The organism is Streptomyces sp. NPDC051452 (assembly GCF_044454765.1).
Taxonomy (GTDB): domain Bacteria; phylum Actinomycetota; class Actinomycetes; order Streptomycetales; family Streptomycetaceae; genus Streptomyces.
Map to the genome: position 1 here is coordinate 111,069 of NZ_JBITEB010000005.1, position 12,751 is coordinate 123,819.

Below are 12,751 nucleotides of genomic sequence, written 5' to 3' on the forward strand. Positions count from 1 at the left end.
CGCCGATCAGGCCGTGCGGGCCATCGCGCTGTCCCGACGACCCCACGAGCGGCCGGACGGCAAAGAGGTCCGCCCGGCTCGGCGAAGGCGCGAGCCGGACGGACCTCTTTAAACAGAACCGGAACCGGACCTCAGCGCTTGTCGACGAGCTTCCAGGCGGCCGGGAGCAGGCCCATCGCCAGGGCCGCCTTCAGGGCGTCGCCGATCAGGAACGGGGTGAGGCCGAGGGAGATCGCCTGGGACGCGGACAGGTGCGCGGCCAGGGCCAGGTAGGGCACGCCGACCGCGTAGATGATCGCCTCGCCCAGGATCATCGCGCCCGCCATGCGCAGCGGGGAGCGGTCGGCGCCGCGGCGGGCCAGGGCGCCCACGGCGGCGGCGGCGAGCAGCATGCCGAGGACATAGCCGAAGGAGACCATCCCGGCCCCGGAGGCGCCGCCCGCGAACCACGGCACGCCCGCCACACCGGCGAGCGCGTACAGGGCGAGGGAGAGGAAGCCGCGGCGGGCGCCGAGCGAGGTGCCGACGAGCAGCGCGGCGAAGGTCTGACCGGTCACCGGCACCGGGGAGTGCGGCACCGGGACCGACAGCTGCGCCGCGAGTCCGGTGAGCACGGCGCCGCCGAGCACGAGGGCGACGTCGCGGACACGGGACGAGGGCAGCAGGTCGGCGAGGACTGCGCCGGGACGAGCGGTGGCGGTGGCGGTGCTCATGGGGACTCCGCGGGATGGTGTGAACACGTCGGGACATCGTGACGCTATCCCAGCGCGCCGGGGGTGATCACCGTCGGCGCTCGACAAAGGGGGGAACGGCGGATTCGTGCGCTTCACACAAAGGGGGCCGCTCACACCTGACGGGGCGTGATCCGGGTCACTGAGGCAGGGCCGCGCACCTCACTCCTCCCACCCGGGCCCGAGTTGTCGGGTCCCTCCAAAGCCCCGGCGCCAGTCCGACCTTCGGTCAAGCCGTCGTCTCGCCCGTCGGGCGTCGTCTGGGCAGGGCGGGGGCGTTTTGCTAGTTTCGAACGCATGGTTGCCCAGGCCCGGTACTTCACGTCGCGTCGCTATGTCGACCTGCGACGCCAGGGCACGGCCACCTGTCGCCGACCGGGGTAGAGCGGCCTCCCGGCACGTCTCGCCCGTCCCAGACCCCGAGACGTGTCGGCCCCCAGGACGGTTCTCCATGCCCGTGACCGCGGTTCCCACCCTCTCCTCCCCCGTTCCGCGTGCCGCCGACAGTGACCGGCGGCGCACCAGCGCCAGCGTCGTGCTGCGCTCCGTGCTGGAGCACGGGCCGGTGGCGCGCAGCACCATCGCCCGGCTGACGGGGCTGTCACCGGCGTCGGTGACCGAACACTGTGCCCGGCTCGCCGAACTGGGCCTGCTGCGGGAGTCGGCCGCGCCCCGCCGCTCGGGCGGGGTCGGCCGCCCGCACGTGCCCGTCGAGCTGGACGACGCCCGGTTCCTGGTGGCGGCCGTGCACGTGGCCGTGCCGTACACGACCGTGGCGTTGCTGGATCTGCGTGGCCGGGTGGTGGCCGAAAGGGTGCTGGCGCATGAGCGGACCGACCCGGGCCAGGTGCTGGAGCGGGCCGCGCAGGCACTGGCGGTGTTGTTCGCCACCGTGCCGGACCGCCGTCCGCTGGGGGTCGGGGTGGCGGTCGGCGGCTGGGTGGACCGGGAGACGGGCACCGTCGTCGAGCACGAGCTGCTGGGCTGGCGGGAGGTGCCGGTGCGGGAGCTGCTCGGCGCCCGCACCGGTCTGCCGGTCCATGTGGACGGTCACGCGCGGGCGTTGGTGAACGGGGAGCGCCTCTTCGGGCGGGCCCGTGGCAGCCGCAGCGTGCTGCACCTGTTCGTGGGCAACGTGGTCGACGCGGCGTTCGCGACCAACGACGAGGTGCACCACGGCCCGCGGTCGGCGGCGGGGGCGATCGCCCATCTCCCGGTGCCGGGCGGCGTCGAGCCGTGCGCGTGCGGCCGTACCGGCTGCCTCCAGGCGGAGTTGAGCGAGCGGACTCTGTGCCGGCGGGCACGGGCGGCCGGGGTGATCGAATCGGCCAACCCGATGCACGTGGTGGCCGCGGCGGCGGACGGGGACGCGGTGGCCCTGCGGCTGTTGGCGGACCGGGCCCGGGCGACCGGGCAGGCGACCGGGCTGCTGCTGGACGTGCTGAACCCGGAGACGGTCGTGGTGACCGAGGTCGGGGTCCTGTACTTCGAGGACTGCCTCCGCGCGCTGCGGGAGGCTGCGGGCGCGGAGCGCGCCGCGCGTGTCCTCCCGACGAGTTTCCCGGATTCCGTGCTGGCGGTTGCGGGCGGATCGGTGGCGCTCGACCTATTGTTCCGAGATCCGCTGAGCGTGTCACCTGAGGCTATTTAATTCAGAAACTCGGAATGTTGACAGAGGGCGTCCATGGCCAGGAACATCCTGGTCATGGCCCCGCTCACGAGTTGTCGCACCCTCTGTTGCTGACACGTTGCCGCGCATGAAGCGCGTGTTTCCGTGGCGTGAGTCCTCTTGCTCCGGCCTGTTCTCCCGGAATTCTTCCGGCCTTTCCCGTTTTCCCTCTTGGGGAGTCCTCCCATGCACCGTCGTGTCTTTCTCTCCTCCTTGCTCGGTTTGCTCGGCACGTCCGCCGCCGTGGCGGGCCTGAGCGGCTGCGCCGGGGGCGACGCCTCCGCGGCCGCCAAGGGCACCGGCACCGAGCCGTTGGCCACCGCGGTCCCGGCCGGTACCAGCCTGAAGATCGCCTCCTTCCAGAACACGCAGCAGCTCCAGTTCAGGCTGGCGAAGCTGCCCGCGCTGCCCTTCACGGTGTCGGACTGGGTGAACATCGGAGCGGGCCCGGACGTCATCAACGCCTTCCGCGCCAAGTCCCTCGACCTCGCCAACAACGCGGGCATCCCGCCGATCCAGGCGCACTACCAGGGCTTCGACGCCAAGATCGTGGCGATCGACATCACCCGCAAACCCAACTACCTGTTCGCCACCAAGCCGGGCAGCGACATCCGCACGGTCGAGGGCTTCCGGGGCAGACGGCTCGCCTTCTCCCAGGGACAGGCCCAGGGAGTGGTCCTGCTGAGGGCGCTGAGACGGGCGGGCCTGAAGTACGACGAGGTGAAGCTCGTCCCGCTGACCAGCAACCAGTTCCTGACCGCCCTGCAGTCCGGGCAGGTCGACGTGGCCCCGCTCGCCAACAGCCAGGTGCCCGCCTATCTGAAGCAGTACGGGCCCAGGGGCGCGCACACCATCACCACCGAGGTCGTCGACCTCCTCAACCTGCTGTGGGCGCCGCGGTCGGTGCTGAACGACCCGGCGAAGGCAGCGGCGGTCGCCGCGTACATACCCCAGTGGGCCAAGGGCCTGGTGTGGGCGTACGAGCATCCGGACGTGTGGGACGAGGAGTTCTACGTCAAGACGCAGAACCTGACCACGGCGCAGGCACGGTCCATCACCGCCCTCACCAACAAGCCGCTTTTCCCGGCACGTTGGGACGAGGCGATCGCGTGGGAGCAGGAGACCGCCGATCTGCTCGCCGACGGTGGCTTCGTGAAGAGGTTCGACGTCTCCTCGCTCTTCGACCACCGCTTCGAGGCCTTGGCCGCCAAGGCCGTACCCGAGGAGTACCGGAGGTGACCGCCGGGGGTCCGACCACGACGAGTACCGCGACGACAGCGCTGGCGGCCGACGCGACGACGGTGACGGCGGCGCCCGGGGCCGAACCCGAGGCGGCCGGGGGTACGCGCCAGGTCCGCAGGCGCCGGCGTCTCTCCCCCGGCAGGCGGCTGCCCGCCGCCCGGCTGGCCGGTCCGCTGGCGGTGCTCGCCCTGTGGGCCGCCGCCTCGGCCGCCGGCCGGCTCGACCCCGGCGCCGTCCCGGCACCGTGGACGGTGCTGCGCACGGCCGGCCGGCTGTGGAGCGACGGCACCCTGCCCACCGATGTGCTCACCTCCCTGGAACGGGCCGGCTACGGTTTCGCGATCGGTCTGACGGCCGGGGTGCTGCTCGCCCTCGCCTCCGGCCTGAGCCGGACCGGGGAAGCGCTGATCGACGGGACCGTGCAGCTCAACCGGGCGATCCCCACCCTCGGCCTGATCCCGCTGTTCATCCTCTGGCTGGGCATCGGGGAAACCTTCAAGATCGCCATCATCGCGATCGTCGTCTATGTCCCGATCTATCTGAACACCCATGCCGCGCTGTCGGGCATCGACAGCCGCTTCGTCGAACTCGCCGAGGTGCAGGGCCTGTCGCGGTTCGCCTTCGTCCGCCAGGTGGTGATCCCCGGCGCGCTGCCCGGGTTCTTCGTGGGGCTCCGGCTCGGTGTGACCGGGTCCTGGCTGGGGCTGGTGGTGCTGGAGCAGATCAACGCCACCAGCGGTCTGGGCTATCTGATGTTCCAGGCGCAGAACTACGGCCAGTCCGACGTGATCCTGGTCGGCCTGCTGATCTACGGCGTCTTCGGCCTGGTCTCCGACGGCGCGGTCCGCCTCGTCGAACGGAGGGTGCTGTCGTGGCGCCGCACACTGAGCAACTGACCCGGCCCGCCGTCCGGATCCAGGGCCTGACCCGGTCGTTCCAGGACCGTACGGTCCTCGACGGCGTCGACCTCGACCTGCCCGCCGGGCAGTTCACCGCCCTGCTCGGCCACAGCGGCTCGGGCAAGTCCACCCTGCTGCGCGCCGTCGCCGGCCTGGACCACGGGGTGGCCGGGAGCGGGCGGATCACCGCGCCCGAGCGGGTGTCGATGGTGTTCCAGGACTCACGGCTGCTGCCCTGGCGCCGGGTGCTGGACAACGTCCTGCTCGGCCTGGACGGCAAGGAGGCCCGGGAACGTGGCCGGGCCGCGCTGGCGGAGGTCGGCCTGGGAGGGCGCGAACGGGCCTGGCCGGGGGAGCTGTCCGGCGGCGAGGCCCAGCGGGCCGCCCTGGCCCGCTCCCTGGTACGCGAGCCCGAACTGCTGCTGGCCGACGAGCCGTTCGGCGCGCTGGACGCGCTGACCCGGATCCGGATGCACAACCTGCTGCGCGACCTGTGGAAGCGCCACCGGCCCTCCGTGCTGCTGGTCACCCATGACGTGGACGAGGCGATCGTGCTCGCCGACCGGGTCCTCGTCCTGGACCAGGGCCGGATCGGCCTCGATCTGACCATCGACCGTCCCCACCCGCGCTCCTACCGCGAGCCGGTGCTGGGCGAGTACCGCGAGCGGCTGCTGGCCGCGCTCGGTGTCACGGAGGACCTCACATGACCCGACAACTCCGACGGCTCCATCTGAACGCGTTCCTGATGAACACCGGCCACCACGAGGCGTCCTGGCGGCTGCCGGAGAGCGACCCGTACGCGCATGTCGACCTCGCCCACTACGTCGATCTCGCCCGGATCGCCGAGCGCGGCACCTTCGACTCGCTCTTCCTCGCCGACGGCCCCCAGCTGTGGAGCAACCTCGCCCAGCGGCCGGCCGGCGCCCTGGAACCGCTCACCCTGCTGACCGCGCTCGCGACGGCCACCGAGCACATCGGTCTGATCGCGACCGCGTCCACCTCCTACAACTCCCCCTACAACCTGGCCCGCCGGTTCGCCTCGCTGGACATCATCAGCGGTGGCCGGGCCGGCTGGAACATCGTCACCACCGCCGGTGCGGAGGCCGCCCGCAACTTCGGGCTGGACGCCGAGCCCGCGCACGCCGAGCGGTACGCCCGTGCCGCCGAGTTCCTCGACGTCGTCCGGAAGCTGTGGGACAGCTGGGAGGACGACGCGATCGTCGCCGACAAGGCGGCCGGCGTCTGGGGCGACGACGGCAAGATCCATCCGCCCCGGCATCGGGGAAGGTTCTTCCAGGTCGCCGGGGCGCTGAACGTGCCGCGCACCCCGCAGGGCTATCCGCTGCTGGTCCAGGCGGGCTCTTCCGAGGACGGCAAGGCGTTCGCCGCCCGGTACGCGGAGGCGGTGTTCACCGCCCAGCAGACCCTGGCCGACGCGCAGGCCTTCTACGCCGACCTCAAGTCCCGCACGCGTGCCGCGGGCCGAGACCCCGGGCACCTCAAGGTGCTGCCCGGGATCGTGCCGGTGCTCGGGTCGACCGAGGCCGAGGCCCGGGCCGCCGAGCGGGTGCTGGAGGACCACATCGTGCACGACCACGGCGTGGCCCGCCTGGAGCACCTGCTGCAGCTGGCGCCCGGAACCCTGGAGCTGGACGCCCGGCTGCCCGCCGACCTGCCGCCGGAGTCCGCCGTCGAGGGCGCCAAGAGCCGCTACACGCTCGTCGTGGAACTGGCCCGGCGCGAGCGGCTCACCGTGCGGCAGCTGATCGGGCGGCTCGGCGGCGGGCGCGGGCACCTCACCTTCGCCGGGACGCCGGAGCAGGTCGCCGACACGATCGAGGCCTGGTTCACCCGGGGCGCCGCCGACGGCTTCAACATCATGCCCGCCGTACTGCCCTCGGGTCTGACGGCCTTCGTCGAGCACGTCGTGCCGATCCTGCGCGCCCGCGGTCTGCTGCGCACGGAGTACGGCCCCCGTCAGACCCTGCGGGAGCGCTACGGCCTGCCCCGCCCCGCCAACCAGTACCCGAGCCCCGCGTTCGTCTGAGAGGAACCGTCATGTCCCTGAAGATCACCAAGGTCACCGCGCGCATCGGCGCCCGGGTCTCCGGCGTCGACATCTCCCGGCCGCTCGCCGAGGAGGAGGTCGCCGGGATCCGGGAGGCCCTGAACATCCACAAGGCGCTCGTCTTCGACGACGTGCGCCTGGACGACGCCGGCCAGCAGGCCTTCGCCCGCCACCTGGGCGACCTCACCACCGCCCACCCGACGGTCGGCGCCGTCGAGGGGGCGCCGAACGTGCTGCCGGTGGACAGCGAGCGCGGCCGGGCCAACCACTGGCACACCGACGTCACCTTCGTGCTCAACCCGCCCCAGGCCAGCACCCTGCGTTCGATCACGGTCCCGCCGTACGGCGGTGAGACCCTGATCGCCAACGCGGTGGCCGCCTACCGCGACCTGCCCGAGCCGCTGCGCCGGCTGGCCGACACCCTGTGGGCCGAGCACACCAACGACTACGACTACGCGGTGCCGGAGGAGGACGTCGACGAGGAACGGGCCGCCCAGCGCGCCCAGTTCACGTCCATCAAATACCGCACCGCCCATCCGGTGGTCCGTGTGCATCCGCTGACCGGTGAGCGCGGACTGTTCATCGGCGGGTTCGCGCAGCGGATCGTGGGCCTGTCGACGGGCGAGTCGCGCAAGATCCTCGACCTGCTCCAGGCCTATGTCGTCCGGCCGGAGAACGTGCTGCGCTGGCGCTGGTCGGAGCACCAGCTGGTGCTCTTCGACAACCGGGCCACCCAGCACTACGCGATCGACAACTACGACGGGCTGCCGCGCCGGCTGCACCGGGTGACGGTCGCCGGTGACGTCCCCGTGGGCCTGGAGGGCAAGGAGAGCTACGCGATCGAGGGCGACGCCTCGCACTACACTCCGGTGGTCGCGGCGGCGTAGCCGGACGGTCACCCTGGGCGCTCGCGGTGTCCGGATAGTGGGCGGCCCCTCCGCGTGAGCGGACGGGCTGCCCAGACTGGCAGGGTTTTTGCCCGTCTATTGCACTGCGAGCCGCGCCCATGCCCAGCAGCAGCACGACCACCCAGACGCCGCCGCAGGACCAGCCTGCCTCCCTGACCCACGGCCTCAAGCAGCGCCATCTGTCGATGATCGCCCTCGGCGGTGTGATCGGCGCCGGCCTGTTCGTGGGTTCCGGGGCGGGTATCGCCGCCGCCGGTCCGTCCATCGTCATCGCCTACGCGGTCTCCGGCGTCCTGGTGATGCTGGTGATGCGGATGCTCGGCGAGATGTCGGCCGCCTACCCGTCGTCGGGGTCCTTCTCGGCGCACGCCGAGCGGGCGATGGGCCCCTGGGCGGGCTTCGCCGCCGGCTGGTCGTTCTGGGTGCTGCTCTGCACGGCCGTCGGCCTGGAGGGCATCGGCGCCGCGAAGATCGTCCAGGGCTGGGTGCCGGGCACCCCGCAGTGGATGTGGGTGGCCCTGTTCATGGTGGTGTTCCTCGGCGCGAACCTGGCCGCGGTGAGGAACTTCGGCGAGTTCGAGTTCTGGTTCGCGGCCCTGAAGGTCGGCGCGATCAGCCTCTTCCTCGTCCTGGGCGTGCTGGCGATCACCGGAGTGCTGCCGGGCACACGGGCGCCGGGCACCTCGAACCTCTCCGACTTCCTGCCGCACGGCAGCGAGGGCCTGGTCATCGGCCTGCTGGCGTCCGTCTTCGCGTACGGCGGACTGGAGACGGTCACGATCGCGGCGGCCGAGTCGGAGGACCCGGTGCGGGGCGTGGCGAGCGCCGTGCGCACGGCGATGTGGCGCATCGCCCTGTTCTACATCGGCTCCATGGCGGTCGTGGTGACCCTGATCCCCTGGGACTCCAAGGACATCGTGGACCCGCACAAGGGCCCGTACGTCGCCACGCTCGAACGTATCGGCGTCCCGGGCGCCGCACAGCTGATGCAGGTGATCATCCTGGTGGCACTGCTGTCGGCGATGAACGCCAACATCTACGGCTCCTCGCGCATCGCCTACTCGCTGGTGGAGCGCGGCCAGGGCCCGAAGGCGCTGGCGAAGGTGTCCGGCGGGGTGCCGCGGGTCGCGGTGCTCACCTCGTGCGCCGTCGGCTTCCTGTGCGTGCTGCTGAGCTACTGGCGGCCCGACGACGTCTTCCCGTGGCTGCTGAACATGATCGGCGCGGTCATCCTGGTCGTCTGGATCTTCATCGCGGTCTCCCAGCTGCTGCTGCGCCGCAGGATCGAGCGGGAGGCCCCCGAGAAGCTGGTGGTCCGGATGTGGGCGTTCCCGTGGCTGACCTGGGTGGCCCTGGCCGGCATGGTCACGATCTTCGTGCTGATGGCCCGCGAGCCTGACACCCGTCTGCAGCTGTACTCGACGGGCGGCATGACGCTGTGCCTGGCGGCGGCCGGCTACGCCTGGCAGCGGGTGCGCGCCAGGCGCTGACGCCCGCCGCTCCCCCGCCCGGTCGACAGGCCCCCGTGTACGCCACACGGGGGCCTTTCTGTCGCGCGAGACCTCTTGTTGATAACGTGCACTTGCAAGGCACTCGCAATAAGGCCCCGGAGGGGGCCACCCGTGCCCGTCCACGCGCTCCCGGGCAACGTGCCGCCGGCGCCCCGAGCGTCCCCCGGAACGCCTGCCTCGTGATCGTCTTCTCACCCTTCACGTCGGCGGGCGGATGAAAGAGGACCCCCGCGAGGACATGACTCGCGGGGGTCCTCCACGCCGGGGCCTACAGGTTGGCGAAGTCGGGGCCCTTGGTGCGGGTCCGCTTGATCTCGTAGAAGCCCGGCACCGAGGCGACCGCCAGGGTGCCGTCCCACAGCCGGACCGCGTCCTCGCCCTGAGGGGCGGGGGTGACGACCGGGCCGAAGAAGGCGATCTGTTCGCCGTCGGGGCCCGGGACCGCGATGACCGGGGTGCCGACGTCCTGGCCCACCTTCTCGATGCCCTCCTTGTGGGAGGCGCGCAGCTCGGCGTCGAACTCGAAGTCCTCCTGATCGGCGTACTCGACCAGCTCGGCGGGCAGGCCGGCGTCCGCGAGCGCGCCGGCGATGGCCTCCAGGGTGACGCCCTCGTCGTTGTTGTGGAAGCGGGTGCCCAGCGCGGTGTAGAGCGGGCCGAGGACGTCGTCGCCGTGCTTCTGCCAGGCCGCGGTGACCACGCGCACCGCCTTCCACGCCTTGGTGGTGAGCATCTGCCGGTAGTCCTCGGGCAGCTCGTCCAGCCGGTTCTCGTTGAGCACGGCGATGCTCATGATGTGCCAGCGGACCTCGATGTCGCGGACCTTCGCCACCTCCAGCACCCAGCGGGAGGTCATCCAGGCCCAGGGGCACAGCGGGTCGAACCAGAAGTCGACAGGGGTCTTCTCGGACGAGGCGGCGGTCGCGGACATGGCTCTCCTCAGCGGAATGGTCTTTTCCGCCTTCAACGACCTCCCTGCCGGACGCATTCCCCGCTGTCTCCTGTCAGGTGCGCATGGCAGGATCGGTGCTGATCAGCCAATTGACGCGACCACGAGGGAGTGCCGCCCGTGCCCGGTGAGAATCTGTCCCGCGACGAGGCCCGGGAGCGGGCCGCGCTGCTGTCCGTCGACGGGTACGAGGTGTCCCTGGACCTGCGGTCCGCCGTGGGCGGCGGGGACGACGAGCCGCGCACCTTCCGCTCGGTGACGACGATCCGCTTCCGCTGCGCCGAGCCGGGCGCGGCCTCCTTCGCCGACCTCATCGCCCCGGGCGTCACCTCGGTCTCGCTCAACGGCCGGGACCTGGACCCCGAAGAGGTCTTCGACGGCTCGCGGATCGCGCTGGAGGACCTGGCCGCCGAGAACGTGCTGGTGGTCGACGCCCGGTGCGCCTACTCGCGCACCGGCGAGGGCCTGCACCGCTTCGTCGACCCCGAGGACGGCGAGGTCTACCTCTACACGCAGTACGAGCCGGCCGACGCCCGCCGGGTCTTCGCCAACTTCGAGCAGCCCGACCTCAAGGCGCCCTACCGCTTCGAGGTGCGGGTGCCCGAGGGCTGGACGGCGTGGAGCAACGGGGCCGGTGAACTCGCCGACGGCGTCTGGCGGTTCGCGGAGACCAAGCCGATCTCGACGTACATCACCTGTGTGGTGGCGGGCCCCTACCACTATGTGACCGACTCCTACTCCCGCACCTTCGAGGACGGGTCGAAGCTGGAGATCCCGCTGGGCGCGATGTGCCGCAAGGGCCTCGCCCCGCACTTCGACGCCGACGACATCTTCCTGGTCACCAAGCAGGGCCTGGACTTCTTCCACGACCACTTCGACTACCCCTACCCGTTCGGCAAGTACGACCAGGCGTTCGTGCCGGAGTACAACCTCGGCGCGATGGAGAACCCGGGCCTGGTGACCTTCCGCGAGGAGTACATCTTCCGCGGGAAGGTGACGCGGGCGTCGTACGAGGCGCGGGCCAACGTCATCCTGCACGAGATGGCGCACATGTGGTTCGGCGACCTGGTCACCATGGAGTGGTGGGACGACCTGTGGCTGAAGGAGTCCTTCGCCGACTTCATGGGCACGTTCGCGAACGTCGGCGCGACCCGTTTCACCGATGCCTGGATCACCTTCGCCAACCGCCGCAAGGCCTGGGCGTACCGCGCGGACCAGCTGCCGTCCACGCACCCGATCACGGCGGACATCCGTGACCTGGAGGACGCCAAGCTGAACTTCGACGGCATCACCTACGCCAAGGGCGCCTCCGTGCTCAAGCAGCTGGTGGCCTACGTCGGCCAGGACGCGTTCCTGGAGGGTGCCCGCCGGTACTTCAAGCGCAACGCCTACGGCAACACCCGCCTGGGCGACCTGCTGTCGGTGCTGGCCGAGACCAGCGGCCGGGACATGACCGTGTGGGCCCGCGCCTGGCTGCAGACGGCCGGGGTGAACTCGCTGACGCCGCAGGTGCTGCTGGACACCGAGGGCGGCCGGATCGCCGAGCTGGCGATCCTCCAGGAGGCCCCGCCGTCCCACCCGGAGCTGCGCCCGCACCGGGTCGCGGTCGGCCTGTACCGCCGTACCCCCGAGGGGGCGGTGGAGCGGTACGCGCGCGTGGAGACGGACGTGGACGGCCCGCGCACGGTCGTGGCGGAACTGGCGGGTGCCGAGGCGCCGGAGCTGGTGCTGGTCAACGACGACGACCTGACCTACTGCAAGATCCGGTTCGACGCGACCTCGATGGCGACCCTGCGGGCGCACCTGGGCGCGCTGACCGATCCGCTGGCCCGTGCGCTGTGCTGGTCGGCGCTGTGGAACCTGACCCGGGACGGGCTGCTGCCGGCGCGGGACTTCATCGGTCTCGTGCTGCGGTTCGCCGGCCGGGAGTCGGACATCGGGGTGCTCCAGATGCTGCACGCCTGGGCGAACTCGGCGCTGGTGCACTACACGGCGCGGGCCTGGCGGGACAGGGCCGGGGAGCTGCTGGCCGAGGGCGCGCTGCGGGAGTTGCGGGCGGCCGCGCCGGGCAGCGAGCAGCAGCTGGCGTGGGCGCGCTTCTTCGCGGACGTGGCCCGCGGCGAGCAGGACCTGCGGCTGCTTCAGGAGTTGCTGGACGGGACGGTGACGCTCGACGGTCTGGAGGTGGACCAGGAGCTGCGCTGGGCGTTCCTGGAGCCGCTGGCCACGCACGGGGTGGCCGATGAGCCGGCGCTGGCGGCCGAGCTGGCCCGTGACGACACCGCCTCCGGCAAGCGGCATCACGTGCGCTGTCTGGCGGCCCGCCCGTCGGCCGCGGTCAAGGCGCAGGCGTGGGCGCAGGTGGTGGAGTCCGACGCGCTGTCGAACGCCCTGGTGGAGGCCACGATCCTGGGCTTCCGCCAGCCTTCGCAGCGGGAGCTGACCGCGCCGTACGCGCAGTTGTACTTCGCGGCGATCGAGCGGGTGTGGCGGGAGCGGTCGATCCAGATCGGCATGGACGTGGTGCGCGGGCTGTTCCCCTCGTACCAGGACCGCCCGGAGACGCTCGAGGCGACGGACGTGTGGCTCGCGGCGCATCAGGACGCGGCGCCGGCGCTGCGCCGGCTGGTGCTGGAGGCGCGGGACGACCTGGCGCGGGCGCTGGCCGCACAGGAGTGCGACGCGGCGGCCGCCGACCGATGAGCCTTGGCCTGAGCTTGCCCGCTCGGTGACCGTTACGAAATTCGGTCAAACACAGCCGTAACCCCTGGTCC

General features: G+C 71.6%; 10 protein-coding genes. 8 read left to right on the forward strand and 2 right to left on the reverse strand.

Going from position 1 to position 12,751, the window contains the following annotated elements; translation table 11 throughout:
* Nucleotides 1–131 precede the first annotated feature (131 nt).
* Nucleotides 132–713 carry a biotin transporter BioY gene (locus ACIBA9_RS15435; RefSeq protein ID WP_399363149.1) on the reverse strand — a complete coding sequence of 194 codons (582 nt, stop codon included), beginning with the start codon at nt 711–713 and terminating at the stop codon, nt 132–134.
* 469 nt (nt 714–1,182) lie between these two features.
* On the opposite strand from ACIBA9_RS15435, the gene ACIBA9_RS15440 reads away from it, so the two are divergent.
* The 7 genes from ACIBA9_RS15440 to ACIBA9_RS15470 all read left to right on the forward strand — a co-directional run bounded on the left by ACIBA9_RS15440 (nt 1,183) and on the right by ACIBA9_RS15470 (nt 9,007).
* Entirely contained in the window at nt 1,183–2,382 is a 1,200-nt protein-coding gene (locus tag ACIBA9_RS15440; protein ID WP_399363151.1) for an ROK family protein, read from the forward strand.
* 204 nt (nt 2,383–2,586) lie between these two features.
* Entirely contained in the window at nt 2,587–3,639 is a 1,053-nt protein-coding gene (locus ACIBA9_RS15445) for an ABC transporter substrate-binding protein (RefSeq protein ID WP_399363153.1), read from the forward strand.
* Nucleotides 3,640–3,701: 62 nt separating this feature from the next.
* A complete protein-coding gene (locus ACIBA9_RS15450; RefSeq protein WP_399363611.1) occupies nt 3,702–4,538 on the forward strand; it encodes an ABC transporter permease in 837 nt (278 codons plus the stop codon).
* A complete protein-coding gene (locus ACIBA9_RS15455) occupies nt 4,514–5,248 on the forward strand; it encodes an ABC transporter ATP-binding protein (RefSeq protein WP_399363155.1) in 735 nt (244 codons plus the stop codon). The genes ACIBA9_RS15450 and ACIBA9_RS15455 overlap by 25 nt, the downstream gene beginning before the upstream one ends.
* On the forward strand, nt 5,245–6,588 hold the full coding sequence (locus ACIBA9_RS15460; RefSeq protein WP_399363157.1) for an LLM class flavin-dependent oxidoreductase: 1,344 nt from the start codon (nt 5,245–5,247) through the stop codon (nt 6,586–6,588). The genes ACIBA9_RS15455 and ACIBA9_RS15460 overlap by 4 nt, the downstream gene beginning before the upstream one ends.
* 11 nt (nt 6,589–6,599) lie before the next feature.
* Complete coding sequence (locus ACIBA9_RS15465; RefSeq protein ID WP_399363160.1) at nt 6,600–7,496, forward strand: TauD/TfdA dioxygenase family protein; 897 nt, start codon at nt 6,600–6,602, stop codon at nt 7,494–7,496.
* A 119-nt stretch (nt 7,497–7,615) separates the two neighbouring features.
* On the forward strand, nt 7,616–9,007 hold the full coding sequence (locus ACIBA9_RS15470) for an amino acid permease (protein WP_399363162.1): 1,392 nt from the start codon (nt 7,616–7,618) through the stop codon (nt 9,005–9,007).
* Between the two features lie 289 nt (nt 9,008–9,296).
* Here ACIBA9_RS15470 and ACIBA9_RS15475 read toward each other — a convergent pair whose 3' ends face one another.
* Nucleotides 9,297–9,959, reverse strand: a complete 663-nt coding sequence (locus tag ACIBA9_RS15475; protein WP_399363164.1) for a DsbA family protein — start codon at nt 9,957–9,959, stop codon at nt 9,297–9,299.
* A 138-nt stretch (nt 9,960–10,097) separates the two neighbouring features.
* Here ACIBA9_RS15475 and pepN point away from each other — a divergent pair, with 138 nt between their 5' ends.
* Complete coding sequence (gene pepN, locus ACIBA9_RS15480) at nt 10,098–12,680, forward strand: aminopeptidase N (RefSeq protein WP_399363167.1); 2,583 nt, start codon at nt 10,098–10,100, stop codon at nt 12,678–12,680.
* The last annotated feature ends 71 nt before the right edge of the window (nt 12,681–12,751 follow it).